Source organism: Desulfosporosinus nitroreducens, assembly GCF_023897015.1.
Lineage (GTDB): Bacteria > Bacillota > Desulfitobacteriia > Desulfitobacteriales > Desulfitobacteriaceae > Desulfosporosinus > Desulfosporosinus nitroreducens.
This window is the reverse complement of the sequence record NZ_JAMHFY010000004.1, coordinates 168,743-193,509: the sequence shown is the minus strand read 5'-3', so window position 1 is coordinate 193,509 and position 24,767 is coordinate 168,743. Positions and strand designations below refer to the sequence as shown.

Below are 24,767 nucleotides of genomic sequence, written 5' to 3'. Positions count from 1 at the left end.
AGAAGGATGAATATAATAAGTTATTACCTCTTTTCGGCCATCACAGGATTTAATGCATTTACACAAATAAGGTTAATGACTAAGATAGATGCAAGACCTTTATTTAATTTTAGGGAATATTTTTCATTTGTGATTATAATTATGGTCGTAATTTTGCTAACAAATTATATTTCCATTTTAACAATGAAGAAGTCTAAGACTGCTAATGAGGATTTAGGGTGGAATATAATCATAGGCATTGTACTTGCTATTATTTTGGTTGGCTTTGTAAGCTTATATATTTTCACTCAATATTTTAAGTTTAGCTACCTTTTGCCATAAAAGTGATTCACATCATTCTTATTATATTCAGTAAAAGACCTGTTCTTGATATAAAAATCAAGCAGGTCTTTTATTGCATAGTACACCTATACTAAACAACATAAAGGGGCAAAGCAGGGACTAGATATAGTCTTTTTTCTTTGCCCTCCTATGAGTAAGGTATTTTAAGTTGTAATACAGTTTCCCCCTTATTTTGCAGTGAACGCATATGTGATGATTAGAAGAGGGGGTATATCTAATGTCTCTACTAGATAAGGATATTGAAAAATTGAAAGATGAGGTTATCACGAAGGGTGATATATCTGCTGGAGCAGCAATAATACTCTTAAAAAATATAGGAGCAAAATATGAAGATTTACCAAGTGATCAGAGAGTAGTAATTGCGAAATTAACAAAATGGCTAATGGGCTTTGGTTTTAAGTGATGCCTTCATGAACAAATTAACAAATATTTTGCATCTAAACTTCGCTAAAGACGAAAAAAGCAACAAAGCGCTTGCTATTTATATAGGAGGTGTGTGCTTTGCGAGTACTAAAACTTTTGCCGATAAAATTAGGAATAAGATTCCACGTTACATTAAGAGATGGATCAGGTTATGAACCCATAAAAGGAGCTAACGGTGCGGTCGATGTCAACATAAATGGGAGTTTAGCGAACCAACTACGGCAGGGTGAAATAAAGAAAGTTCGACTGCCGTAAGATTTAGAGATAAATTCTAAAATGAATACTTAGTAAAACGGAGCAAGTAGAAGAAAATAAGAGTTCTTTAATTAGAATCAACCCATAAAGTAGTGAACTGAAACAGATAAATCGACGCTTAAGCTCTAAATTTGACCGAATTTGAGGAAACGAACTTTAGTCAACTTGTCATACTGACCATTTTCGAACCCAAGAGATTAACTTGTATTTGAAATTGTAATTAATAATATTTACTTAATCATATGTGCGTAGTATTATATAATTACAGGTATACATATACATGATACTATATGATCGGAGGGGGATTAGAATTGTCTTTAGCCCATGCATTGCTAGGTTTAATACGTTACCATCCAACAACTGGCTATCAACTTAAAGATGACTTTGAACATTCTATTAATATATTCTGGGATGCCACTTTGCCTCAAATCTATCGTACTTTAAATCAAATGGAATCCCAATGCTGGCTGAAGGCAGAAATCGAAATTCAAATAGGAAAACCAAACCGTAAAGTTTATAGTTTAACCGAAGAGGGGCTAGAAGAACTTCAACGATGGTTAAATGAGCCTCTGGAAACAATTGAACAAAAATACTCCGCATTAGTCAAAGTCTTTTTTGCCAATAAGGCAGACCCAGAAAAGTTTACCGCTCACCTGGAGGAATTCCGTAGTCATTACGAAAACCTGCTGAATTTTTACGAAACAGACCAAGCCGAAATCATTAGAAAGGCAAGTGAGGACAGCCGTTCCTTTCGTGAGTCTGAATACTGGAAATTAACTGCAGACTTTGCAATACGCATGGCAAAAATGACTGTCGAGTGGTGTGATGAGGCCTTGAACATTCATAAAAATCTTCAGGAAGAGAGTAAATAACAAGGAGGTAATTATTATGTCAGATGTTAAGGGTTATCTGAAAATTAATAACACCCGTTTGTTTTATTCTATAAAAGGAGAAGGCGATCCATTAGTTCTTATTCACGGGGGCCCCTTGTGTGATCATCGTATTTGGGACTACCAAATTGATTCCTTATCGAGCAAGTATAAAGTGATCTGTTTTGATAAAAGAGGGCATGGAAAATCGGATATCCCCATAGATGCTTTTTCACATCTGGAAGATTTTAAATCATTGATGAATGCTTTAGAACTAAGAAAAATTACTATAATAGGCTCATCTGCTGGAGGAGCTCTTGCGATAGATTTTGCTCTACAATATCCGGAAATGGTAAAAGACTTAGTCTTGGTTTGTCCTGCCTTGAATGGGTATCCCTATCCGCCCAATTTTATTTCTGAAATGGTTAATATATATATTACGGGGCAATCCGAAGGGCCTGAAGCTGCGATACAAAATTACATTTCCAATCCTTTTTATGAATACTGTTTTCCATCTCCTAACAGGGCAGACGCCAGAGCTAAGGTGATTGAAATAGTCAAAGAGTCGACCAATTTTATTCGCTGGAATCCTATGTGGGAGATCGAGTTGAAGCCTTCTTCTTACGAACGCTTGGGAGAGATTCAGCTCCCTGTTTTAATCATTTCTGCTGATAAGGATAGCAAAATTATCCTCAAGATAGGAGAGTATATTCACGAGAAGACCAAGCACTCCAAGGAAATGATGATGAAAGATTGTGGTCATTTTCCTTTTGTGGAAAAGCCGAAAGAATTCAATCAGATTGTACTTGATTTTTTAAAGGATTAATTTGATTAATAATATAGAAATTGGTCGGTTTCTGTTTTAGGGTTTGCCGTAACCTAGCACCAGCGTCCTTATTAAGAGAATGATGGTGCTTACATTAAACTAATACAACAACTAAATTCGAATCTAAATTCCTTGCTCGAAACTTCTAAAGGAAAGCAAATTGAGCAACTAGTTGAACGTCTAGTCTTAATCAATCAATGTATAAACCGTCAACGTGGCGGTTATTTTTATGGGAAACAATATTTGGGTGGTTAGATAAGCTTCACAACAGACGTATTATGCACCTCGCTCCAACCTCTTACCATTTTTCATAATGTATCAGGTCTTCGAGTTTTTTTCGGGGACGTGCTTTCGGTGTTTCATCGGCATGGCCAAGAGTGATAATGCCAACTACATATTTATCAACGGGTATATTTAGAACAGGTCTGATTTCTTCTTGGATGAACCATGCAACCCAACAAGTACCTAGTCCTATATTTTCGGCTTCAAGCAGTATATGTTCTATGGAAATTGATGTATCCCTGATTATCTGCTTAAGTTCTGCCAGGGGACTATTTTCATTTAACGATAGATCCACATCGTCTGCTATTCTAGAACGAATATCTGCAACACACACGATAAAAACCGGTGCTGTGAGCATCCATTTTTGGTTATTAGATACTTGAGCTAACTGATGTCTAATCAATTCTGATTTAACAACAATAAAATGCCAAGGTTGTGTATTGTCACCGGAAGGAGCCAGCCTTGCACTCTCCAGTAACTCAATTATTTTTTCATCTTCAACCGGTTCATCAGTATATTTCCTTATACTTCTGCGCATTTTAATTTCTTTAATCATATTATTAATTCCTTTCGTTGAGAATTGCTTAAATAAATTACTCGATATCCAATAAATATGATTAAATCATAATTTAATCATAAATTAACTCATACCGTAATTATAACATGAGTTTCAATTGCAACCTATTTATTCATCCTAACCGTTTAAATAAAATTACATAGTGGTATTGGAATTTTACTTCCAAATATTCGTTATTGAATTGAGTTTCTAGATGCGAAAAACATCCTAAATTTTCAGATGGATTAACTAAGTAAATATACAGCGATTTCACTGACAATGTCGGATTTGCATTTCAAAATTAAACCCGTTATTTATTGAATTAGGGCTGTTTCTTTCATGTTTTATATAGTGAAGAAGAACCGTGTCGAACTTGCTTAGTCATGGTGAAGATGCTACACTTATATGAAGGCTTTTAGGAGTCAATCTTGGTTTTTACAGACTTGCTGTGTACGGAAGGGGAAAGAATTATGGCGGTTGGACGAAATTCCTCAGGGGCAGGAAGAGCCGTCTTGCTTATTATGATTGGAGCGGCCCTGGGGACTTTAGTTGGTTTTGGCTTAGAAAAATACGGTATTTTTGCTCCGTTTTTACGGCCGGCTGTCATAGATATACCCTCTCATACATACGTGGATTTCTTTTTTCTCTCACTCTCTTTTGGTTGTCGTATAAGTATTACAATTGCAACGCTTTTGGGAGCTATGGGTGGTTATTTACTGTCAAGGAAGGTGTAACATGCTCGTACTTGCTTCTTCATCTCCACGCAGGGCGTTATTGCTTCGTGAGAGAGGGTACGTTTTTGAAACGGTTAAGGCTTCTGTTTCAGAAGAATTGGAGGAAGGGATTCCTCCCAAGATCGGGGTCAGACAGTTAGCAGTACGCAAGGCCGAAGCGGGTTTAATGCAATGGTTGGAGCTTGGCGGAGACAAACTGGACGTTATTTTGGGAGCGGATACGATGGTAGTCCTTGACTCCATCATTTTAGGGAAACCAGCTTCACCCTTGGAAGCAGAGGAAATTCTTCAAAGGCTAAGCGGCCGTACTCACGCTGTTCTAACTGGCGTAGCATTAATCTCCGGATCGGGTAAAATTGTTGCAGATGTGGTGGAAACCATTGTAAACTTTCGCCGACTTGGAGCGGATGAAATAAAGGAATATGTTGCTACTGGAGAACCGATGGATAAAGCAGGAGCTTATGGGATTCAGGGGGAAGCTAAAAAATTTGTCACGGCCATTCAAGGGTCCTTGACAAACGTCATTGGCTTACCCATGGAATATCTCTCAGAACAGCTTAGGGCGTGGGGGATTGAGCAGACAAACATCACTTCACGTGAGGTGGATAATGGATTATCGGCGTTTGAAGGATTTACCGGAGGAACTTCTGCCCCGTGAGCGACTTTATCAATTAGGTCCTGAAGCATTATCGAATCACGAAGTTCTGGCTATTCTTTTAAGGACTGGTATCAAGGGCGAAAATGTCTTGACCTTTGCGGAACGCATCTTGGTATGTGTGGGTGGACTTTCGGGTTTAGGAAAGCTGACTGTTCATGAGTTAGCCCAAATACATGGCTTAGGCAAGGCCAAATCCGCAGAAGTGAAGGCTGCCTTGGAATTAGGGCGTCGTTCAGTTTCCGTGGATCCCATGTCTAGACCGGTAGTCAACTCTCCTCAGGATGTGGCCCATATCGTTATGGAAGAAATGCGGTTCCTTGATCGAGAGCATTTCCGAGTTGTCTCACTATCGACAAAGAATCATGTTTTAGGGATCAGCCCAGTCTCAGTAGGCTCGCTCAATTCATCTTTGGTACACCCGCGGGAATGTTTTAAAGAAGCAATACGGCGAAATTCTAACGCCATTATTTTATTGCACAACCATCCCAGTGGGGATCCAACTCCTAGTCAGGAAGACATTGAAGTAACCCGTCGCCTGTCAGATGGAGGGAAGATTCTCGGGATTGAAGTTTTAGATCACGTGATTATCGGGGATAATCGTTTTATCAGCTTGAAGGAACGCGGAATCATATGACGCGAGGCTCGAAGTTCGATGCGCGAGGCACGAACTTTGAATTCGATTCTACGAATCGAAGAACTAACTAGACTTTCTGGCTTTAATCATTAGTTGCGAACTCTGTTCGCTTCGATTCGGACCTCGCGCCTCGCGTCGCCTCGAACCTCGAATAACGGAAGGAGCTTAACAAAACCATGGCGTTTTTTAACTTTTTTAGCAGGGATTTAGGAATAGATTTGGGAACCGCAAATACTGTGGTTCATGTGAAGGGTAAAGGGATCGTTGTACGGGAACCCTCTGTAGTGGCTATGGATATCACTACAAAAACTCCTATGGCTGTGGGTGATAAAGCTAAGGAAATGATCGGTCGGACTCCAAGTAATATTGTAGCAATTCGTCCCTTGAAAGATGGAGTCATCTCTGATTTCAACGTCACACAGAAAATGCTCAAATATTTTATCAGCCGAGCGTTAGGGACAGAGCACCCATATATTCGTCCGCGCGTTGTTATCTGTGTACCTTCCGGAGTTACCCCCGTTGAAGAACGGGCAGTGAAAGAGGCAGCTATGGCGGCTGGTGCAAAAGATCCGATAATTTTAGAAGAGCCCATGGCGGCTGCGATTGGGGCAGGACTCCCAGTCAGTGAGCCGACAGGAAACATGATCGTCGATATTGGCGGAGGGACAACAGAAGTTGCTGTGATTTCCTTAGGCGGAATCGTGACAAGCCGGTCAATTCGTGTAGCGGGAGATGAAATGGACGATGCCATCATCGCTCATATTAAACGACGCTATAATTTAATGATTGGTTATCGCACGGCTGAGACCCTCAAATTTGAAATTGGATATGCCTACAAAGCCGAAAAAGGAATGTACACTGTACGCGGACGGGACCTATTGACGGGGCTTCCTAAGACGATTGAAGTAACCTCGGAAGAAATTCAAGAAGCCTTACAAGAACCGGTAATGGCAATTGTGGATGCGGTTAAATCTTGTTTAGAAAAGACTCCGCCGGAATTATCATCCGACATTATGGATCGCGGCATTATGATGGCAGGTGGCGGCTCGTTACTGCGCAACCTGGATCGACTGATTTCAGAGGAAACGGGTATTGCGGTGCACATAGCGGAGGACCCATTGTCCTGTGTCGCTATAGGGACAGGAAATGTATTGGAACATGCAGAAATCCTTCGTAGAATTGCCGCCTCGCAAAAGAGCTAAAAAGAGCGGGGAGGAATTGTGGTGAGGAAAAAGCGAGTCAATGTAACGGGAATTGCGGTTCTCGTTTTCTTTCTCTTATTGGGTGTATTGATAGCGATTCGGTTTACGGGACTGGAAAGTAATTTCTCTAACCCTGTTGGTGGAGTCATGCAACGTGTTTTAAGCCCTTTAGAACAACCAATTCTTCAGATTGGGAATGGGATAAAGAATAATACGCGGGCATTGTGGAGCTTCACTGAGGTATCACGTCAAAACGAAGAACTGCTCAAGAAAGTTGACCAGCTTACAGGAGACAATATTAAGCTGAAAACAGAAATCTTGGCTGGGATGCGATATAATGAGCTTGATCAGGGTCAGTTTCGCAGTCCAACCCTCGAAAAGTTTGAAAAAGTTGGGGCTACAGTAGTTAATCGCAACCCGACCACTTGGTACCGAACGTTAACGTTAAATCGTGGAAGCCAGGACGGGATTGTGGCGAATGCCCCAGTTATCGGAGACTTGGGGCTTATAGGGAAAATTGTATCCGTTACGCCAACCACGTCTGAAGTCCTGTTAATCCTCGATGGGGAAGGGCAGGTCAGTGCGTCGGTGCGTGGGAGCACTGCTAACAGTACCTTTGGCATTGTGCAAGGGAACTATCAACGCGGCTCCCGTCTGACAGCGGAAGGGAATTTACAAATGCTTTTTCGCAGAGAGGACAGTATTAACGTAGGAGACTTAGTATTTACGTCCGGCCTGGGCGGAGTTTACCCCAAAGATGTTCCCATCGGGCAAGTTAAGGAAATTCAATTGGACCCTTCCGGTTTGCTTAAGACTGCTTATATTCAACCACTCGTCGACTTTGACTCCTTAGAAGAGGTATATATCGTTAAAATGGTTGGTGGATAATAGTGCGTTATGTTTTGATTGCGGTTATGTTTTTCTTAAGCCTGATTTTACCGGGCACACTTTTTCACTTTTGGTCTTGGTCAGGGATTAAACCAGATTTGCTCATGCTTTTAACCATGTATATAGCCATGCATCACAGACTTCGTTCAGGTTTAATTTGGGGTCTGGTTGCGGGTTTCTTAGAAGATCTATATTTGGGGCGTTACATTGGAATGTATACTCTCACCCTCGTCGTGGTCGCTTTTTTAAGCTATTGGTTAGCAGAACGCTGGTATCGAGAAAATTTTCTTTTAACGACCTTTTTGGTATTCATTGTCACCTCAGTGGGACAATTGTTAGTTGCCTTTTTAAGTTTAGGCGCTGGACTTCATTGGACGCTGGGGGATATCGGCCGATTGGTAATCGGGGTTTCCTTGTATAACGCGATCCTGGTTCCCCTAACCTATCCTTTGATTCATCAGTCCTTCGTTCGCGGCTGGCTGCGTTATCGACCGAGATATGAACGCTAAACTCGAGGTTCGAGGTTCGAGGTTCGAAATTGAAGCGAACAAGTTCGCAGAACGATTTAATTCATCAGGTAAGTATAGCCGCAAGTTAGGTAGTTCAAGTGTAAGTCGAAAACATCCCCGACCTTACGCAAAGTGGCGTTCAAAGGGGAAGCAAGAGAATCGTCCCCTTGCTTCCGAGAACTTCGCTTCGGATTTATCATAAAGCACGAAGCTGTTAACACTACGATTGAGCTCGAAGGTCTATTCCGATTCTTCGATTCGTAGAATCGAATTCACAACTCGAACCACGAATATCGATAAAGGGAGGAGTTTTTTTGAATGGATGATAGAGAACGAAAACCCTATACCTATCGAATCTGGGGCTTGAGCGCCGTAGTTGTTCTTATTTTTTTAATTCTAAGCTTTAACTTATGGCGCTTACAGATTGCCCAAGGTTCATATTATTCTGCCATGGCCAAAGGAAACGTCATGAAGTTGGTCAAGGTGCCTCCTACAAGGGGAGATATTGTGGACAGAAATGGTAAGCTTTTGGTAACGAGTGTTCCTGAGTTCGTTGTCCACTTAAATTGGATGGATTTGCAACAGGCAAAAGGCAATGCGTGGAAAGATGTTGTCCAACGATTAGCAGTTTACGTCCAGCCGGAATGGCCGAATGCCAACCAAACGGTCGAGTCAATTGCTGAAGATATTTTCGCCAATATTCAGAATCACCAATGGGAACGCTATCGCCCGGTCATTATTCTCGATGAGATTTCTCCCGAGCTCCAGGCTGTTATTGCCGAACACCAGGAAGAGCTCCCCGGCGTAAGTGTGGATGCAATTCCCGTTCGTTCGTACCCCGAAACAAACTTACTTGGTCAACTCTTAGGGTATGTTCGAGAAATTTCGGATCCGGAAATTACTCAGTTTAATAAAAACACAGATGCTCAAGAGGCCGGTTTTGAGTACGCACAGGGGGACCTGGTCGGCAAAATGGGGGTTGAAAAATCCTATGACTTTTGGCTGCGAGGGAAGGAAGGGGTTCAACAAGTTGAAGTTGATAATAACGCCCGTCCCGTTTCTAAACAGATCATCCAAGATGCGAAAGCGGGAAAGACAGTTCAACTGACCCTTGATGCAGACCTGCAAAAGACCGTGGATGATACCCTTGATCAAGTTATACTGGATATTCAAAAGAAAAACCCAGCTGCCCATGCCGGAGCAGCTGTCGTAATGGATGTTAATACCGGTAAGATCCTAGCCATGACTTCTCGTCCGGCAATGGATCCGAATGACTTGATCGGCATCATATCCGAACAAATGGCCGATAAGTATTGGCCCCAAGATCCAAAACGCGCCTCCGAAGCAGCTTCCCTAAATCGGGCGTTGACCGGTTTATATCCACCAGGATCCACCTTTAAGATGGTGACAGCTATGTCGGCTTTGCAACTGAAACTAACTACGCCGTATGAGCAGATTGATGACAGACTTACCTCATTAGGGGGGCGTGGTGCTCAGCAACAAGGGATTGAGGAATGGGGCGGCAATTACTTCGGACTTGTCAACCTTTATCGAGCGATGGCTAAATCCTCAAATATTTACTTTGAAATCATGGGTCGTCGAGTTTTTGATTCTAATCCAGAAATGATCGGACAGATCGCCCGCGAATTTGGTCTGGGTATTGAAAGCGGAATTGATTTGCCCGGCGAAGCTAAAGGAATTTCACCTTCAGCCGAATGGAAGAAAACCTATTTTACAAATATCAACGAAAATGCGCTTAAGTCGCGTGATGAAGCACTTGCGAAGATTGAGAGTGATTACGCTCCCAAACTGGAGCGGGCTACGGACGAGACAAACAGACAGCTAGTGCAAAAAGAGAAAGATACCGAAATTAAAAAGATTAATGATTTGTATAAACTGCGAACTTTGGAACCTCTTGAATGGCAAGGCTATGACAGTTACAACAATTCTATCGGTCAAGGGTATAACGCCTACACTCCCTTGCAATTAGCGAACTATGTGGCAACGATAGTAAATGGAGGCAAGCATTATCGCCCCTTTGTAGTGGAGAAACTCTTGGATCCGATTACAGGGGAGACAGTTCAACAATATGAACCTAAGGTTCTCAATACCGTCTCGGTTTCTCCTGAAGTCTTAGATCAGGTCAAACAGGCGATGCGTGCTGTAACGACTGGAGAGGGAACTGCCAACTGGCTCTTCGCAGATGTACCGGAATTCACAGGCGGAGGTAAAACAGGAACAGCCCAGATCGGATCTAAAGATACGATCTCCGGAGAAATATACAACGGGGTCTTTGTCGCCTTTGCTCCTTATGATAATCCACAGATTGCCTTCGCAGGGGTCGTTGAATTTGGAGGACACGGCGGAGAAACAGCAGGTTACGTCGCCAAGGCGGCTTTTATGGAATATTTTGGTTGGAAGAACACGAATGGAGGCTGAAAAACGAGGAAATTTATCCTCGTTTTTTTTATTTGGATAAAGGGAATTTGGACAGGCTTGTAGAATTTATAGGAGTGCATTTATAGAACACTTAGCTGGCGTCGAGTTTTGCGAAGGCGTCTGCTAGTTGCACTTATGCCACCCGAAATAATATACTTTATCACTGGTAGAATCTATGACAAGCAATGGGGGATTGTGCAGGTTGACACGGACAGAACATGTGGCACTAAAGGGCACCCGCGACGGATTGGTGTTATACTTGGATCCGGCTGCGGACTTTGAATTGCTAATGAATGAACTCGATAACCTTATGAAGAACTCTGACCAATTCCTCCAGGGCGCAACCGTCCGGTGCTATGCTGGGAAAAGAGAGTTTTCCGAGGATGAACACGCTAGTTTGACAACCGTTTTGAAACAGAACGGATTGGAACTTGCTGGATGGATGACCCCGGACGAAGTCTACCTTCCTAAAGCTAGGTCCTATGTACCGGAGGGAAAAGATGCACGCGGGGAGGAAGGAATGTTGGAAGGACACTGTCTCTTTATGGAACGCACACTTCGTTCTGGAAATAGTGTGCAGTATGAGGGGCATGTTGTTGTGCTGGGTGATGTTAACCCGGGTGCGGAAATTATAGCGACCGGTAACATTGTCGTTCTAGGTTCCCTTAGAGGAGTTGCCCATGCTGGAGCGACGGGTGATCGGAAGGCCTCAGTAAGCGCCTATCATTTGGCACCTACTCAATTACGAATTGCAGATTTGGTGACTAGGGCACCGGATGATGGAACGGATGGACGAGGTCCGGAGATAGCTAGGATCAAAGATGATCAATTGATGGTTGAAGCGGCCGGAATGAGTGGCTGGCGCAGCAAGGCCCGTTAATGAGAGAATAAGTCTATAGGGAAAGGCAGGTCTAACTATGGGTGAGGTAATCGTAGTAACTTCTGGAAAAGGGGGCGTAGGCAAGACGACGACATCTGCAAATATTGGCACAGGATTAGCCAGTAATGGTCATAAAGTCGTTCTTGTCGATACAGATATCGGTTTGCGTAACCTTGATGTCGTTTTGGGTTTAGAAAATCGTATTGTTTACGATCTAGTGGATGTAACGAGTGGAAATTGCCGCTTGAAACAAGCGCTTATCAAAGATAAACGTTTTCCAAATCTCTTTTTGCTTCCAGCTGCACAAACAAAGGATAAAACAGCCGTTAACCCTGAACAGATGAAAACGTTAGCTGAGGAGCTTAAGGCAGAATTTGATTATGCAATTATTGACTGTCCGGCAGGAATTGAGCAAGGATTCCGCAATGCGATTGCCGGTGCAGATCGAGCGGTTGTCGTTTGCACTCCTGAAGTCAGTGCAGTCCGCGACGCAGACCGAATTATTGGCCTATTGGAAGCTGCGGAGCTGAGAAATCCAAAATTGATCATTAACCGTCTGCGCCCTGATATGGTGAAACGTGGAGATATGATGGATATCTCCGATATTTTAGATATTTTAGCTATCGAGCTCATTGGTGTGGTTCCAGAAGACGAGAGCATCGTGGTTTCTACGAACCGTGGTGAGCCGGCAGTAATGGATATGGGATCAAAAGCTGGAGAAGCATACCGGCGGATTACAAAGAGAATTGAAGGGGAAGATATCCCACTGATGAACCTTGAGGTACCCAAAGGAATTATGGATAGACTCAAGAGACTCATCGGATTACGTTGACCGTTCGGTACTGAGAGGAGGAATTGTCCTTGTTAGAATTTATCAGCCGAATGCTAGGCAGGGAAAGCGCCTCGAGCAAGACGGTGGCAAAAGAACGTCTGCGGCTCGTCTTAGTGCATGACCGTGCCAGCATCTCGCCTGCCATGCTCAACAAATTAAGGGAAGATTTAGTTAAAGTTATCTCAAACTACATGGAAATTGACGAAGCTGCACTCGAGTTTAATCTCTGTCAAGATGATCGGGAAGTGGCGTTAGTTGCCAACATTCCAGTCGTGAAAATGAAGCGGGATTATGCAACCAAGGGATTAGCTGAATAGAATTATGGATCTGAGTTGGATTCTGTTAGAAAATGGCATGACACTTGTTGTCATGCCATTTTGCTTGGTGTGGGTTGCTGTTGGTTAAAGGAATCTCGAACTTCGAACATCGCGTTAGTTATGGTATAATGATCAAACAAGTATTCAGCAAATAATCTAAGGGGAATTTATCACGTGGATAAACGAGCATTAAGAAACCTAGACTTGTTATTCATTCTATTTACTTTGTTATTATTAGCAGCCAGTCTCGTGATCTTGAGTACTGCTTCAATTAACGTCATTAAATCAGATCCCTTTCACTATGTTGAGACCCAAACCGTCTGGATTCTGACAGGGACCGTGATTGCATTGGTTATTGCCGTCATCGATTATCAGAAATGGCAACATTTTCGATGGTGGATTTATGGCTTTAATTTGGTGTTGCTCCTAATTGTCATTTTTTTTGGAGACACAGCTAAAGGTGCCACCCGCTGGATTTATTTTACTCCAACCATTGGAATACAACCCTCAGAGTTTGCCAAGATTTTTATCATCATTACCTTCGCAGATTTTTTAGCCGAACGCAAAGGAAAACTTAATAATATTAAGGATTTTATTGCGCCGTTTTTGTTTATGGTATTCCCAATGCTCCTCATCTTTAAACAACCGGATTTAGGAACGACCTTAGTTTTCGTGGCCATATTTATTGGTATGATGTTCGTTGCCGGAGCTAACCCGAAGAAATTTGGAGGCTTGTTATTGGGGGGGGCCGTCGTAGTAGGGATAGCACTTTGGCTCCACTTCTCCACGAACCTGCCGGGGTGGTTACAATGGGCTCAAGGGCTCCCCCTTCCTCTGCAGGAATATCAGTTGAATCGTCTGGTTATCTTCATGGATCCGGCATCAGATCAGTCGGGAGACGGATGGCACATTCTACAATCTCTCTGGGCTATAGGGTCGGGCGGATTATGGGGAAAAGGATATCGCATGGGAACCCAGGGCCAGTTGAACTTTCTGCCGGAGCACCACACAGACTTCGTTTTTTCTGTGGTAGGAGAAGAGTTCGGCTTTATCGGAACCATCACCTTACTGTTCCTCTTTCTGATTTTTCTTTTGCGCAGCATCTATATTACCTTGAGAGCTCGTGATATGTACGGAATGTTGATTGGTACGGGTGTTATTTCGATGTTTACGTTTCATATTCTAGTCAATGTCGGTATGACCTCAGGAATCATGCCGGTCACAGGAATTCCCCTCCCTCTCATCAGTGCCGGAGGCAGTGCCATGTGGTCAAATATGGCCGCAATCGGGTTATTACTAAGTGTAAACTTAAGACACCGAAGGTTGATGTTTTAATCGAGGTAGTGTGCGAGGTGCGAGGTACGAGGTGCGAGGTGCGAGGTGCGAGGTACGAGGTGCGAGGTACGAGGTTCGAACTGGAAGCGAACAAAGTTCGCAAAGTATTTAAAGCCTTAGCCTAGTTTAAGGTCTTAGTTTAAGCTTAAGTTCAAGCTAAAGTCAATTCCGTTCTTCGATTCGCAGAATCGAAATCACAATTCGAACATCGAGCCTCGAGCCTCGAACCTCGAACATCGAGCCTCGAAATAGGACTGCATCGCAGTTCTATTTTTTTTGCCTATTTCATAGACTATTAATGAGTGTACGAGCCATATTTGAGGCACGAGGCACGAGAATTGAGAATCGAAATCACAATTCGAACATCGAGCCTCGAACTTCGAACCTCGAGAAGGGGGTTAAGCGGATGAATCCTTTTGAACGTTGGGATGATTGGGAATGGGAACGGGCGATCCAGGAAGTTGGCAAAGAACAGGGGCGGGGTAAATCGACGCCGCGCTATAACCAATACAATCGTCATCGAAATCCTGTCAAGAAAGGGTGGGGAAACTTCCTGAACCATTGGAATGGTACACAGAAGCGAACCCTCTTAGCTGCCATGATGTTCCTAATGGTATTTTTTAGTGCCAACAGTTCGGATCAAGTTTCCTCAGCCGTCCATTCTATCTATCGGGGTGCTATGGGTTCAGGGAATTATTACACAGCTCTCAATAATATGGCGAAAGAAGCATTATCCTTGGGGGGGATGCCCAGTGAAAGTGTCCCAGTCGATCTCAAGATGAAAGGGAAATTCTTACCTCCCATTTCCGGACCGGTCATGGCCGGCTTTGGAGACGTGGGAAGTGATGACTCAGTCCATCAAGGTCTTGACGTGGGAAGTGCCTTGGGAATTCCTGTGGTTACGCCTGCCAGTGGGGTTGTAACTATAGTCGGGGAAGATCCTCAGTTGGGTAAGATGGTTAAAATTGATTTTGGAGATGGGTGGACCACGGTGCTTGGGAATCTCGGCGAAATAAAGGTTGAGAAAGGTCAACGAATTGAGAAGGGACAGCTCGTAGGAACTGTTGGTCTTTCCGCCCCTCTCAAAAAACCGTGGCTTCATTTTGAATTGAGAAAAAATAATCAACCAGTTAATCCAATCCCCTATCTCGTACCTCCTGAATCGAAGAATTAGAGGGAGCATCATTTATCCAATCATGAGACTCCCAACTTTGGTTGAACGAGTTCACTTTTTGCTTTAAGGCGAAGTATAGTTATGGTTAGCTTTATGAATGATCTTAGCTTATTGACACAGTTCTAGGGGGGAGTGCGAGAAAATGGAGCTTTTCAAAATATCTGGGGTGAGCATCCGAATCCATCCCTCATTTCTAGTTGTATTGTTACTCTATGGAGTCCTGGGTTTAGCGGCCCAGGCTCTTCTCATCTTTGCCTTAGTAATAGGGCATGAATTAGCCCATCTTTTGGTGGCTAAAGCCTACGGTTTTAAAGTCGAAGGGCTTGAACTGTTTCCCTTCGGAGGAGCAGCTTACTGTGACGGCCTCTTCGAAGGACGGAAACTCGAAGAGAGCGTTATGGCTTTAGCCGGTCCGGCGTTTAACGTTGTCCTCCTCTTTGGCGCTCAGGCTTTACGCTGGAACGGAGTGTGGACGGGGGAACTGGCGGAAGACTTTGTCCGGTATAACCTTTGGTTGGCCGCTTTTAACTTAATCCCGGTTTTGCCCTTGGATGGTGGGCGGGTAGTGCGAGCACTCTTAGTCGAAGGCTTCGGATTCGTCCGGACCACAAAGTTTTTAGCTGAGGCAGGAAGATGGCTTGGTGTTCTCTTTGCCCTTTATGGAATAATTATAGGAGTTAGCGGGAAGTTTTCTGAAGGCACGCTTTTCTATCTCATATTGGGAGGCTTCTTTTGGTTTGCAGGGAGCAAAGAAATTTCTTCCGCTCATATTACCTTTCTTAGGCAATTAACTCGCAAAAAAGAGGAATTAATGAAAAGAGGGTTGATGCGCAGTCTATGGCTAACAGTTCAGGGAGAAACTCCTTTGGTGCGGATTGTAGAAGAATTCACCCCGGATCGTTATACCATGGTAACCCTTACCAACGAAAAAGCGGGAATGGAGAAAATCCTTACCGAGACAGATATCGTTGAAGGAATGCTGCGGGAGGGGATCCGTTTTCCCGTCGGAAAGCTCTAGCCAACGATTTTCGGGGATAATCCTTGAAATTATAGGGAATTTAACTTATATATGATATAATTTAAGTTCACAATATAGATACAAGGAGGCCTCGTTGACCCATGAGTAATAATACTGCGGCTGAGATACGCCGGCAGGTCGAACGCTTTTTACCTAAAGTCTTAAAACCTAGCCGATATATCGGATCTGAATGGAATGTGATTAAGAAAGATTGGGATAAAACCGATGTCCAGATGGTCTTTGCTTTCCCGGACGTCTATGAAGTAGGAATGTCCCATTTAGGAACTAGAATCCTCTACCACCTGGTTAATTCATATCCTGAATTTCTCTGTGAAAGGGTTTTTGCCCCTTGGATCGATATGGAAAAAGAGTTGCGAGAAAAGGAAATTCCCCTCTATGCTCTCGAATCCTTTCAGCCGCTTAAGGAATTTGATGTGGTTGGATTCACCCTACAGTATGAAATGAGTTATACGAATATCCTTAACATGCTGGATATGGCAGGAATTCCGATGCGAGTGGAGGACCGGGGACCTGAAGATCCGTGGATTATTGCCGGAGGACCCTGCGCCTATAACCCCGAACCTCTGGTTGGATTTATTGACTTTTTCCTTATCGGAGAGAGTGAAGAACAATTGCCTGAAGTGCTTCGTCTAGTGGCTGAACAGAAGAAAAACCCCGTTTCTAGGCAAGACTTTTTACGGAAAGTCGCCCAAGTCCAAGGGGTATACGTTCCGGAGTTCTACCATGTAACTTATAAAGACGACGGTCGAATTGAGAAGATTGTGGCTGATGAGGGTGTTCCGGCTTTAGTGGAAAAGGCCATCGTCGCCGATTTAGATCAAGCGTTTTTCCCTACTAATCCGGTCGTCCCGTACTTGGAAATTGTGCATGATCGCATGATGCTAGAGGTGATGCGCGGCTGCTCACGAGGATGCCGTTTTTGCCAAGCGGGTATGATTTACCGACCTGTCCGGGAACGTTCTCCGGAAACTCTGCTCAAACAAACAGAGGAGCTGGTGCGCGCTACAGGATATGATCAGATCGCTCTCACCTCACTTTCCACCGGGGATTACACCTGTATACAGCCTGTGATTCATAACATCATGGAGAAGCATGGAGCAGAAGGGGTAGGAGTATCCCTCCCGTCACTGAGAGTAGACTCTTTTGATGTTGATTTAGCAGAAACCGTACAGAAGGCTCGTAAATCCGGCTTGACCTTTGCCCCGGAAGCTGGTTCACAACGCTTGCGTAACGTGATTAACAAGGGAGTCGAGGAGCAAAACCTTTTAGAAGCTGCAGAGGCAGCCTTTAAAAAGGGATGGTCCACCATTAAGCTCTACTTTATGGTCGGTTTACCTACGGAGACTCAGGAAGACATTGATGGAATCATTGATCTGGCAAAAAAAGTTGCTAATCTGGGGACCAAGCTGGGACGCCGAAATATCACAGTGACGGTCTCGACGAGTGTCTTTGTTCCTAAAAGTCACACTCCATTTCAATGGGAGCCGCAGGAAGCAGGCTCTTCAGTGGAACTTAAGCAGAGATATCTGAGAGAGAAATTAAGAGATCGCCGCTTTAAATATAGCTATCATGATGTGACAACAAGTTATTTAGAAGCCGTCTTTGCCAAAGGGGACCGGAAATTGGCCCCACTTCTGGAATGGGCAGTTAAACACGGATGTCGTTTTGATGGTTGGTCTGATCAATTCCGATATGATGTGTGGATGGAGGGATTGAAAGAGTTAGGAATCGACCCTCGTTTTTACGCTAATCGAGCAATGGATTATGATGACATCTTGCCTTGGGAGCATATAGGGAGTGGCGTATCGAAACAGTTTTTGGCTGAAGAACACCATCGGGCGCTACAGGAAGCAAAGACGATCGACTGTCGATATGAGGATTGTACCGGGTGCGGAGTTTGCCCGAGCAGAGGGGTTCAGATTGAGTTGAAAGGGTGAGTGCCATGCGGCTAAGAATCGCCTATACTAAAATTGAAGATGCAAGGTATATCGCACACCTTGACCTGACGAGGGTATTTGAACGTGCGATCCGACGAGCTGGAATCCATATGTCTTATTCAGAAGGTTTTAACCCCCGTCCCAAGATTTCCTTTGGTTTTGCCTTAGCGGTTGGAACAGAGGGCGAGCGGGAATACGTGGATGTTGAGCTTCAAGAGGAGATAGATTTAGGAGAAGTTTTAGCACGAGTTCAGGAACAACTACCTCCTGGAATTCGCCTGCTGCAAGGGCGTGCCTTGGATCAGGGAGCTAAATCCTTGATGGCAGTGCTCAATGCCGCCAGTTATCGGATACGTGTGCCCATGGCTCTGCCGATTCAAGCGGAACGTTTGCAGGAAGCAGTAAGCGGCTGGCTGGGAAGAGAACACGTGACTTATTCGCGTTATTCTAAAAAGGGACCGACGGATAAGGACATTCGACCTTGGATTAAGCTGTTGGAGGCTAAAATCCAAGGGGATGAAGTCATCTTTGACCTGGAAGTTGAGATGGGGAACTCAGGAAGTGTACGTCCGGAGGAAGTACTGGCCAGTCTGAGGGAACTTGAGAATTTGCCGATTGAGTTGGATGGGATCCAGGTTATTCGGACGGGGGTTCATGTAAGCTATGAGGGCGGGAAGAGCTCGCCGATCGAGTTGGCTTGATGAGATTTGAAGCATTGGTGGGAGAGAGGGTCACGAGCACACTTGTTCAACCATGCGTTCGTCGTGTCAAACTAGGGCTTTAAATCCTGATGCAAGCGGGCGGGGTTCCCGGCCAAAGCGGCGTCCGCAGGCCAAGGATGGCCAAGTGTCCCTGTAGCCATGGACGGCGAGAAGGGACCGTGCCGCATGGCCGGCGGGAAACGTCCCTGTTTCCCGCCCCGCTTATGAAAGGGATTTAAAGCCGAGTTTGGCTACGACTCTCGCAAAGGTTTCTCGCCGTGTGATCGTGACCCTCGCTCTGGGGTCTGCTGGGGTAAGTGTTGGGGGAGCGTATGGCTTCCAAGCTGAGCGGTGCCGTAGGGCTGGGAACGGATCTGGGTGATAGGTGGGGCGTTGGCAGGTGCTTAGGATGTTGTTGCAAGCTGAATGTTGGGACATGCTTTAGGCATGGGCACCTCTGAATCGGTGCGGGGGATTTATTCTGCATTAGGTATAGGGTTGTTCTTGGATTGCATTGGCTTCGAAGCTGAGCTGGGAGGTGTATTCGATGAAAAGTGAGCGTGAGCGTAAAGAAATCGTTCTACAAAGCCAAACTATAGGTAACGGCCAAAACCAATCTCAAAAGATACGGGCAGCCGTCTTTGAGCAGGGTGAACTGATGGAAGTTTTCGAGGATGAAGGCGGTTCGTCCCATTTGGTGGGGAATATTTATCGGGGGCGGGTTGAGAATATCCTTCCTGGTATGCAGGCTGCTTTTGTTGATATTGGTTTGGACAAGAACGCGTTTTTGTATGTAGGAGATGCTGTTCCATCCCGCTTTGATGAGGATGAAAAGGCTTCGACGGTTGTTCAGGATCGGATCGAAAATGTTCTTAAACCTCGCCAAGAGCTTTTAGTACAGGTTACTAAAGAACCAGTGAGTACAAAGGGCGCTCGGATCAGTGTTAACATAACCATGCCGGGGAGGTATGTCGTACTAATGCCCCAGGTTAGCTATATTGGGGTGTCTCGGAAGATTTTAGATAACAATGAACGGGCAAGGTTGCGGGATTTGGCGGCTGCATCCAAACCGGAAGGTATGGGAGTCATAGTTCGTACTCTTGCTGAAGGGATAGATGGGGACGAGATAGCGGAAGATATCAGGCAACTCGTTGCTTTTTGGCAAGCCTTAGTGCCGAAAATCCCACACGTTTCCGTGCCCGGTCTGGTACATAAAGATGTTGATCTTATTTCCCGCTTAATCCGGGACTGGATTGATCATGATGTAGAGAGAATCACGGTTGATCATGATGAGGTCGGTCAAATACTGCGTAAAGCTTTACGGGAGATTGAACACCCAGCCGCTAAGCAGATTTATGTCGTCACAGGACAAGACCTGTTTGAAAAGTACGGGGTGGATGATGAAATTCGGAAAACCTTGCGCTCTAAAGTGTGGCTAAAAAGCGGAGGCTATTTAGTCATCCAACAAACTGAGGCCTTGATCGTAATTGATGTGAATACCGGAAAATATGTAGGGACACGCTCCTTGGAGGAAACGGTAGTCCATACGAACCTGGAGGCTGCCCGAGAGATAGCCCGACAGTTGAGGCTCAGAAACCTGGGTGGAATTATCATTATTGATTTTATCGATATGATAACCGAAGAGGCACAGAAACAAGTCATTAATGAGCTGGAGACAGCCTGTGCCCAGGATAAGACTAAGTCTCAGATTTTAGGGATTACTCAGCTGGGGCTTGTGGAAATGACTCGTAAAAAAGTGGGTCAGACGCTTTCAGTACGTTATACTTCTCCTTGTCCGAACTGTGATGGGAGTGGGAGGGTGTAACTTCTTAAGTCAAATTTATCGAAGCCTTCATTGCCTATCAATATGCATAGAAGTCTAAAAAATCTCTCAAATCCTAATTAAGGGTCTGGGAGATTTTTTAGACTTCTAGGGAATCTTCCTTAAGCGAGCAGTAATAAACGACTTGAGTGCGTATGTATTTAACACAATAGCTGCGTAAATGATAACAGGAGTTCATTTAATCATTCTCAAATGGGATGTCTCTAATTGTAGGACCTCGACCTTGGCTTCTATGCGTTCTAGTGCTTTTCCAGTCTTCTGGTTATCCTCTATCTGCATTTCACGGAAATCAAAGATTACTCCAATTTTTTGGGAGATATCATGTTCGACAACTGTGATTATTTTAGCAACGTTTTGAGCTATTGTTTCTTGATCTGTTCTAAGTACATTGACTTCGCGTTTGAGCTCTTTGACGTCACCACTAAGTACAATGACTTCGTCTCTGAGTTCTTTGACGTCACCACTAAGTACATTGACGTCGCCTCTGAGTTCTTTAACGTCGCCTTTAAGCACATTGACTTCGTCTCTGAGTTCTTTAACGTCGCCTTTAAGCACATTGACTTCGTCTCTGAGTTCTTTAACGTCGCCGCTGAGCACATTGACTTCGCCTCTGAGTTCTTTAACATCGCCTCTAAGCACATTGACGTCGCCTCTAAGTTCTATGACGTCGCCGCTAAGTATATTGACTTTGCTTCTAAGTTCTATGACGTCACCACTAAGTATATTGACTTCGCCACGGAGTTCTTTGACGTCACCTCTAAGCTCTTTTAACTCACTTCGCATTTCGGTTTGCGTTTGATATATGTTTGCAAGTAACTCCATAACTTTTTGATCCATTTGAAAACACCCCCCTTGCAATATGATTATAACATAATTTGTAAGCTATGAGTTTGAAGTTGTCTCGATTTATTTATTTCTCTCTAGTAAACGGTCGTTCTAACAAAGTCCTTGATTATTGTCGTATTCTGTAATAAAGTACCATTATGAGTCGTTTTACAGAAAGGGGCACCTGGTATGGGCCTACCTTGGCACAAGCTCAATCCCAAGAAGCAGAATTTCTATATTATACTTGCGGCGGTTGTATTGGCATCGGTTATTGGCGGAACATTTTATCTTATAAATATGTAATAATCTGAAGACAGTTGAATAACCTTTAAAGTGCAAAGAAGAAAGAACGGATGATAAGTGAATCCGTTCTTTCTTTTTATCTAAATACAGCACAAGGATATCTAAAAGTGAAAATAATATGAATAAAAGGATATTTCTTGCAGGAATACCTTAAGGGATAGCGAAGTAATTAAATAACTTTTGACAGGTGAGGGACATTTTGCCTTAATTGTTATTATCATCAATATAAGAGTGGTTCCGCGCCAACCCTAATTCTAATACAACCTAGGATAGAAACCAGAGTCTGAATTAATGAGGAGGTCAAATTATGAAAAGAACAAAACAAAAGTTGTTAAACGGATGTATGGCAGTTGCAGTTGCATTGTCGGCAACGTTAACTCCTGTTGTTGCGAACGCAGCAACGCCGGACGTACCAAATGCAGTGACTAGGATTGGTGGATATGATCAATATGCAACAGCAGCCCTGATGGCCCAAAAAGGCTGGGCAGGAACAAGCGACAGCGTCGTTCTTTCAGCCGGAATGACCTACTCCCTTGTGGATGCCCTGGCAGCGGGACCATTAGCAGCCAAATTAAAGGCTCCGATTCTATTAACAGATAACGGGCAAACCTTAAATGTATCAGCTAAAGCGGAGTTGCTTCGTCTTAAACCTAAAAAAGTCTATATTACCAGCGGGACAGCTGTCATAAAACAATCCGTTCTTGATGAAATCATCGCTATGGGCATTACCCCAGTTCAGCTTGGAGGATATGATCAATATGAAACCTCCGTAAACATAGCGAAGGAAATGGCCAATCAAGGCGTCAATATTTCTAAGGTTGTGATTGCAGCCGGTTGGTTAAGCCCGTCAGATGCTCTTTCTGTTGCGCCCATCGCTGCAGCCCAAGGTATGCCGATCTTGACTACGACCCAAGGACAACTTCCTGCCTCTGTTAAAACCTATCTGGACAGCATGAACGATAAGGTCACAGATTCCTATGTAGTTGGTGGAACGGCAGTAGTATCGGATGCGGTCAAAGGGCAGTTAAAAGGAAACGTAAAAAGATACTCAGGCCTTTCGAAGTATGATACGAACGTCCAAATCCTAAAAGGCTTTGCAAGACAATATAAGAATGACAAAGTGTATGTCGCAAACGGAGAAACCTTAGTTGATGCTCTGGCTGTGGTACCTCTTGCCGCTGCAAGTGGGTCCCCCGTAGTGCTTGTTAATCAACAACTAGACAATGCCACCAAGGATTTTGTGAAGTTAAACATATCCACAAATGATATGGTTGCAGTAGGCGGTGAGGTTGTTGTTCCTTCTGCAGGAATGAACGCCCTGACTTCAGCTGTTTCATATTCAACAGATGACGAAACCGTCGGTTCGACTGATAAGAATACTCCTGCAGTATTGACAGATAACGTTCTGCTTACAGGAGATAACATCACCTTACAAAATGCCAAGGCCAATTACAGCGTCTATGTTAAGGGAGACAATATCACACTGAACAACCTGACAGTCAGTGGGACAGTCTTTGTAGATCCCGGGGAAAAGGGAACGGCAACCTTAGACGGAGTAACCGCTGCTAACATTGTCATCCTCTCTGGTGCATCAGACAGTATTCATATAAAAAATTCGACGGCCGACGTCCTTACGGTTGACAGTGACAGTAATGTTCGGGTTGAGGCCTCTGGCACTACAACGATTGGTGATACTGTAGTTCGGACCTACGCTATTTTAGATGCCAATGGCGGTTCTATGGGTACAGTTACCATTACAAGTACCCCTGGACAAGATCCTGTTGTTGAGCTAAGGGGAACTTTCACTGAACCGATTATTGTAGAGAGTCAGGTTACACTGAAAGCTGCAACAAATGCCGTTGTTCCATCTGTTGTAATTAACACGGAAAATCCAGATCAGAAGGTGACCTTAGAAGGAAGCTTTAAAGCGGTAGAAGTACAATCCCAAGGGAAACTGGTTTTAGCCGACAATACTGTTGTTGACACCATGAAAACCACTGCAAAAGTTGACATTACTATTCCAATCAGTTCAAGTATTGGCAAATTAGTATCGGGTTCAACTGGCACTTTAGTTAGCGGTGGTGGAAAAGTTAACGGTGAGAATACTACATCAACTCCCAGTACACCGCCAAAAACTCCATCAACAGGTGGAAGTAGTGGCAGTGGCAGTAACGGATCGGGTACTACAACGTCTACCAAAATTGTAGACTTCTCAATTATAAAAGGCTCTACTGTCTTAGCGAGTGACACGGTAAATGGAACGAGTGGTACAGCTAGCCTTACTGCATTGGATGATAGTAAAATGATTGGCGCCATTGATATCACAGCTAGTCCGGCAGATAGTACCCTTAAGCTGACCAGTCTTGTATCCCCAGGTACGGGTACAGTTACTTTTGACAACAAAACATTTTCAGTGAGCAATCCAATTACTATGTCGGACCTTCTTCCAGCAATTAAAAACGGAGATGTTAGCTTAGGTACATTAAGAGATTTATTTGGGTCATCTGTTACATTTCATGGTACACTCTCAAAATCAGGATATTCAACAAGCAGTGTTAGTCTAACGCTCAACTTAAGTTCATCTGTCACACCGCCTAATAATGAGTGGGTTACTATGACAGTCAATGGAAACGATATTACTGCAACAATAAAGAGCGGCAAAGGGACAACTAAGTTAAGTACTATGGGAATTAATAATCTGCTAGTCAATTCTGCCGGAATTATTCCTGTATCAGTAAAGCCTGACGGTGGTGATTGGAATGATCCAACGACCACTACTGGCAAAGCCGAAATTAAAGCTGATATCGAAACCCTAGTTGGTTCTACTTGGGCAAATGCAACTTTAAGTCAACTTAAAGATAAGAAAATTTTCTTTAAGGATCAAAACAATAATATCTGGACCATCAATTTTAACTAATGAAATGAAAATTAGGTGAAAGCAAAGAGCCGACTGCTATGGCGGTC

At 43.9% G+C, this 24,767-nt stretch carries 23 protein-coding genes; 21 read left to right on the top strand and 2 right to left on the bottom strand.

Features of this window, described 5'->3' with window-relative positions; all coding sequences use genetic code 11:
• Positions 1-559: 559 nt before the first annotated feature.
• From M8E35_RS06500 to M8E35_RS06485, 4 genes are all read left to right on the top strand, one after another.
• A complete protein-coding gene (locus M8E35_RS06500; RefSeq protein WP_252468021.1) occupies positions 560-745 on the top strand; it encodes a hypothetical protein in 186 nt (61 codons plus the stop codon).
• Positions 746-843: 98 nt separating this feature from the next.
• On the top strand, positions 844-1,020 hold the full coding sequence (locus M8E35_RS06495) for a hypothetical protein (RefSeq protein ID WP_252468020.1): 177 nt from the start codon (positions 844-846) through the stop codon (positions 1,018-1,020).
• A gap of 311 nt (positions 1,021-1,331) precedes the next feature.
• Entirely contained in the window at positions 1,332-1,892 is a 561-nt protein-coding gene (locus M8E35_RS06490; protein ID WP_252468019.1) for a PadR family transcriptional regulator, read from the top strand.
• 16 nt (positions 1,893-1,908) lie between these two features.
• Positions 1,909-2,715: an alpha/beta fold hydrolase gene (locus M8E35_RS06485; RefSeq protein WP_252468018.1), complete on the top strand. Its 807-nt coding sequence runs from the start codon at positions 1,909-1,911 to the stop codon at positions 2,713-2,715.
• Between the two features lie 298 nt (positions 2,716-3,013).
• On the opposite strand, the gene M8E35_RS06480 is transcribed toward M8E35_RS06485, so the two are convergent.
• Complete coding sequence (locus M8E35_RS06480; protein ID WP_252468017.1) at positions 3,014-3,553, bottom strand: nitroreductase family protein; 540 nt, start codon at positions 3,551-3,553, stop codon at positions 3,014-3,016.
• 470 nt (positions 3,554-4,023) lie between these two features.
• Here M8E35_RS06480 and M8E35_RS06475 point away from each other — a divergent pair, with 470 nt between their 5' ends.
• From M8E35_RS06475 to M8E35_RS06400, 16 genes are all read left to right on the top strand, one after another.
• Entirely contained in the window at positions 4,024-4,287 is a 264-nt protein-coding gene (locus tag M8E35_RS06475; protein ID WP_252468016.1) for a DUF4321 domain-containing protein, read from the top strand.
• Position 4,288: 1 nt separating this feature from the next.
• The gene (locus M8E35_RS06470) at positions 4,289-4,945 is read left to right on the top strand and encodes a Maf family protein (protein ID WP_252468015.1); all 657 of its coding nucleotides are present in this window, start codon (positions 4,289-4,291) and stop codon (positions 4,943-4,945) included.
• Positions 4,896-5,579: a RadC family protein gene (gene radC / locus M8E35_RS06465; RefSeq protein WP_252468014.1), complete on the top strand. Its 684-nt coding sequence runs from the start codon at positions 4,896-4,898 to the stop codon at positions 5,577-5,579. Before M8E35_RS06470 ends, radC begins: the two co-directional genes overlap by 50 nt.
• Positions 5,580-5,755: 176 nt before the next feature.
• On the top strand, positions 5,756-6,781 hold the full coding sequence (locus M8E35_RS06460) for a rod shape-determining protein (protein WP_252468013.1): 1,026 nt from the start codon (positions 5,756-5,758) through the stop codon (positions 6,779-6,781).
• Positions 6,782-6,802: 21 nt separating this feature from the next.
• Positions 6,803-7,669 (top strand): rod shape-determining protein MreC, encoded by an 867-nt coding sequence (gene mreC / locus M8E35_RS06455; RefSeq protein ID WP_252468011.1) that lies wholly within the window; start codon positions 6,803-6,805, stop codon positions 7,667-7,669.
• Positions 7,670-7,671: 2 nt separating this feature from the next.
• Complete coding sequence (mreD, locus tag M8E35_RS06450; protein ID WP_252468009.1) at positions 7,672-8,178, top strand: rod shape-determining protein MreD; 507 nt, start codon at positions 7,672-7,674, stop codon at positions 8,176-8,178.
• Positions 8,179-8,496: 318 nt separating this feature from the next.
• The gene (mrdA, locus tag M8E35_RS06445) at positions 8,497-10,617 is read left to right on the top strand and encodes a penicillin-binding protein 2 (protein WP_252468008.1); all 2,121 of its coding nucleotides are present in this window, start codon (positions 8,497-8,499) and stop codon (positions 10,615-10,617) included.
• Positions 10,618-10,819: 202 nt separating this feature from the next.
• The gene (minC, locus tag M8E35_RS06440) at positions 10,820-11,497 is read left to right on the top strand and encodes a septum site-determining protein MinC (protein ID WP_252468007.1); all 678 of its coding nucleotides are present in this window, start codon (positions 10,820-10,822) and stop codon (positions 11,495-11,497) included.
• Between the two features lie 37 nt (positions 11,498-11,534).
• Positions 11,535-12,329, top strand: coding sequence for a septum site-determining protein MinD (minD, locus tag M8E35_RS06435; RefSeq protein ID WP_252468006.1), 795 nt, complete (start codon positions 11,535-11,537; stop codon positions 12,327-12,329).
• Positions 12,330-12,358: 29 nt separating this feature from the next.
• Positions 12,359-12,646 carry a cell division topological specificity factor MinE gene (minE, locus tag M8E35_RS06430; protein ID WP_073028071.1) on the top strand — a complete coding sequence of 96 codons (288 nt, stop codon included), beginning with the start codon at positions 12,359-12,361 and terminating at the stop codon, positions 12,644-12,646.
• Between the two features lie 174 nt (positions 12,647-12,820).
• Complete coding sequence (rodA, locus tag M8E35_RS06425) at positions 12,821-13,981, top strand: rod shape-determining protein RodA (protein WP_252468005.1); 1,161 nt, start codon at positions 12,821-12,823, stop codon at positions 13,979-13,981.
• Positions 13,982-14,387: 406 nt separating this feature from the next.
• The gene (locus tag M8E35_RS06420; protein ID WP_252468004.1) at positions 14,388-15,155 is read left to right on the top strand and encodes a murein hydrolase activator EnvC family protein; all 768 of its coding nucleotides are present in this window, start codon (positions 14,388-14,390) and stop codon (positions 15,153-15,155) included.
• A 142-nt stretch (positions 15,156-15,297) separates the two neighbouring features.
• The gene (locus M8E35_RS06415) at positions 15,298-16,173 is read left to right on the top strand and encodes a M50 family metallopeptidase (RefSeq protein ID WP_252468003.1); all 876 of its coding nucleotides are present in this window, start codon (positions 15,298-15,300) and stop codon (positions 16,171-16,173) included.
• 101 nt (positions 16,174-16,274) lie between these two features.
• A complete protein-coding gene (locus tag M8E35_RS06410; protein WP_252468002.1) occupies positions 16,275-18,131 on the top strand; it encodes a TIGR03960 family B12-binding radical SAM protein in 1,857 nt (618 codons plus the stop codon).
• Complete coding sequence (locus M8E35_RS06405) at positions 18,128-18,832, top strand: TIGR03936 family radical SAM-associated protein (RefSeq protein ID WP_252468001.1); 705 nt, start codon at positions 18,128-18,130, stop codon at positions 18,830-18,832. The genes M8E35_RS06410 and M8E35_RS06405 overlap by 4 nt, the downstream gene beginning before the upstream one ends.
• A 547-nt stretch (positions 18,833-19,379) precedes the next feature.
• Complete coding sequence (locus M8E35_RS06400; protein ID WP_252468000.1) at positions 19,380-20,657, top strand: Rne/Rng family ribonuclease; 1,278 nt, start codon at positions 19,380-19,382, stop codon at positions 20,655-20,657.
• A 192-nt stretch (positions 20,658-20,849) separates the two neighbouring features.
• Here the strand turns inward: M8E35_RS06400 and M8E35_RS06395 are convergent, their stop codons facing one another.
• On the bottom strand, positions 20,850-21,512 hold the full coding sequence (locus tag M8E35_RS06395) for a hypothetical protein (protein ID WP_252467999.1): 663 nt from the start codon (positions 21,510-21,512) through the stop codon (positions 20,850-20,852).
• Positions 21,513-22,110: 598 nt separating this feature from the next.
• On the opposite strand from M8E35_RS06395, the gene M8E35_RS06390 reads away from it, so the two are divergent.
• A complete protein-coding gene (locus tag M8E35_RS06390) occupies positions 22,111-24,720 on the top strand; it encodes a cell wall-binding repeat-containing protein (RefSeq protein WP_252467997.1) in 2,610 nt (869 codons plus the stop codon).
• Positions 24,721-24,767 lie beyond the last annotated feature (47 nt).

What these genes read in the sequence shown, in the direction of transcription:
- M8E35_RS06500 (WP_252468021.1), top strand. Translation starts at nt 560, where the DNA reads ATGTCTCTACTAGATAAGGATATTGAAAAATTGAAAGATGAGGTTATC.
- M8E35_RS06485 (WP_252468018.1), top strand. Translation starts at nt 1,909, where the DNA reads ATGTCAGATGTTAAGGGTTATCTGAAAATTAATAACACCCGTTTGTTT.
- M8E35_RS06480 (WP_252468017.1), bottom strand. Translation starts at nt 3,553, where the DNA reads ATGATTAAAGAAATTAAAATGCGCAGAAGTATAAGGAAATATACTGAT.
- M8E35_RS06475 (WP_252468016.1), top strand. Translation starts at nt 4,024, where the DNA reads ATGGCGGTTGGACGAAATTCCTCAGGGGCAGGAAGAGCCGTCTTGCTT.
- M8E35_RS06470 (WP_252468015.1), top strand. Translation starts at nt 4,289, where the DNA reads ATGCTCGTACTTGCTTCTTCATCTCCACGCAGGGCGTTATTGCTTCGT.
- radC (WP_252468014.1), top strand. Translation starts at nt 4,896, where the DNA reads ATGGATTATCGGCGTTTGAAGGATTTACCGGAGGAACTTCTGCCCCGT.
- M8E35_RS06460 (WP_252468013.1), top strand. Translation starts at nt 5,756, where the DNA reads ATGGCGTTTTTTAACTTTTTTAGCAGGGATTTAGGAATAGATTTGGGA.
- mrdA (WP_252468008.1), top strand. Translation starts at nt 8,497, where the DNA reads ATGGATGATAGAGAACGAAAACCCTATACCTATCGAATCTGGGGCTTG.
- minD (WP_252468006.1), top strand. Translation starts at nt 11,535, where the DNA reads ATGGGTGAGGTAATCGTAGTAACTTCTGGAAAAGGGGGCGTAGGCAAG.
- M8E35_RS06420 (WP_252468004.1), top strand. Translation starts at nt 14,388, where the DNA reads ATGAATCCTTTTGAACGTTGGGATGATTGGGAATGGGAACGGGCGATC.
- M8E35_RS06415 (WP_252468003.1), top strand. Translation starts at nt 15,298, where the DNA reads ATGGAGCTTTTCAAAATATCTGGGGTGAGCATCCGAATCCATCCCTCA.
- M8E35_RS06410 (WP_252468002.1), top strand. Translation starts at nt 16,275, where the DNA reads ATGAGTAATAATACTGCGGCTGAGATACGCCGGCAGGTCGAACGCTTT.
- M8E35_RS06400 (WP_252468000.1), top strand. Translation starts at nt 19,380, where the DNA reads ATGAAAAGTGAGCGTGAGCGTAAAGAAATCGTTCTACAAAGCCAAACT.
- M8E35_RS06395 (WP_252467999.1), bottom strand. Translation starts at nt 21,512, where the DNA reads ATGGATCAAAAAGTTATGGAGTTACTTGCAAACATATATCAAACGCAA.
- M8E35_RS06390 (WP_252467997.1), top strand. Translation starts at nt 22,111, where the DNA reads ATGAAAAGAACAAAACAAAAGTTGTTAAACGGATGTATGGCAGTTGCA.